Origin of the sequence: Mesorhizobium sp. M7A.F.Ca.AU.001.01.1.1 (assembly GCF_004022735.1) — a bacterium.
GTDB lineage: Bacteria > Pseudomonadota > Alphaproteobacteria > Rhizobiales > Rhizobiaceae > Mesorhizobium > Mesorhizobium ciceri.
Genome location: NZ_RZPF01001081.1, coordinates 1 through 1,389 on the forward strand (window position 1 = coordinate 1; position 1,389 = coordinate 1,389).

Sequence of the window (1,389 nt, forward strand, 5' to 3'; positions counted from 1 at the left end):
CGCCAGCGCTAGGTCGAAGGATGGCAGGAAGCGGCCGGTCGTTGCCCCCTTCGGCCGCTTCCTGCCATCCTTCGACCTAGCGCTGGCGCGGGCCGTCGCCGGGCTGATTGGCGCGGCCCCGGTCCCGCCCTTGCCTTTCAGCGGCCACAGTGCCGGCTGAGGGTTGCGCGAAAGCTTAACCCAGACGTGCTGTTCTGCTTGGCAAGGGGGGACGCTCTCCCTATGTTAGGCGCAAGTTTCCTCTCATGACGCGTGTCCGCCTCGCGGACGCCAACGGGACAATTGATGAATCCGAACTATCGCAACCTCGCGCTCTGGGCGATCATAGCGGTCCTGCTCATAGCCCTGTTCAATTTGTTCCAGACGCCGCAGACGCGAGGGGCTTCCAGCGATGTGCCTTATTCGCAGTTCCTGCAGGATGTCGCGGCGGGGCGGGTCAAGACGGTGACCATTGCTGGCGCTCGTATCAGCGGCACCTACACCGACAATTCCAGCGGTTTCCAGACCTATTCGCCCGGCGATCCTTCGCTGGTCTCGCGGCTGCAGGACAAGAACGTCACCATCAATGCACGGCCTGAAACGGACGGTTCCAATTCGCTGTTCGGCTATTTGATCTCCTGGCTGCCGATGATCCTCATCCTCGGCGTCTGGATATTCTTCATGCGCCAGATGCAGTCCGGCTCCGGCCGCGCGATGGGCTTCGGCAAATCGAAGGCCAAGCTGCTCACCGAAGCGCATGGCCGCGTCACTTTCCAGGACGTTGCCGGCGTCGACGAAGCCAAGGAAGATCTGGAAGAGATCGTCGAGTTCCTGCGCGATCCGCAGAAGTTCCAGCGGCTCGGCGGCAAGATTCCGCGCGGCGTGCTGCTCGTCGGCCCTCCGGGAACCGGCAAGACGCTGCTCGCGCGCTCGGTTGCCGGCGAAGCCAATGTGCCGTTCTTCACCATTTCCGGTTCTGACTTCGTCGAGATGTTCGTCGGCGTCGGTGCAAGCCGCGTCCGCGACATGTTCGACCAGGCCAAGAAGAACGCGCCCTGCATCATCTTCATTGACGAAATCGACGCAGTCGGCCGTCATCGCGGCGCCGGCCTCGGCGGCGGCAATGACGAACGCGAGCAGACGCTGAACCAGCTGCTGGTCGAGATGGACGGTTTCGAATCCAACGAAAGCATCATCCTGATCGCTGCCACCAACCGGCCCGACGTGCTCGATCCGGCACTGCTCAGGCCAGGCCGCTTCGACCGCCAGGTCGTGGTGCCGAACCCTGACATCGTCGGCCGCGAGAAGATCCTCAAGGTGCATGTGCGCAACGTGCCGCTGGCGCCCAACGTCGACCTCAAGGTGATCGCGCGCGGCACGCCTGGCTTCTCCGGCGCCGACCTGATGAAC

At 63.4% G+C, this 1,389-nt stretch carries 1 protein-coding gene; it reads left to right on the plus strand.

The annotated features are described in order from the left end of the window. Positions 1 to 285: 285 nt before the first annotated feature. Positions 286 to 1,389: ATP-dependent metallopeptidase FtsH/Yme1/Tma family protein (locus tag EN884_RS36005; protein ID WP_164895423.1), on the plus strand; the 1,104-nt coding region annotated here is incomplete at its 3' end.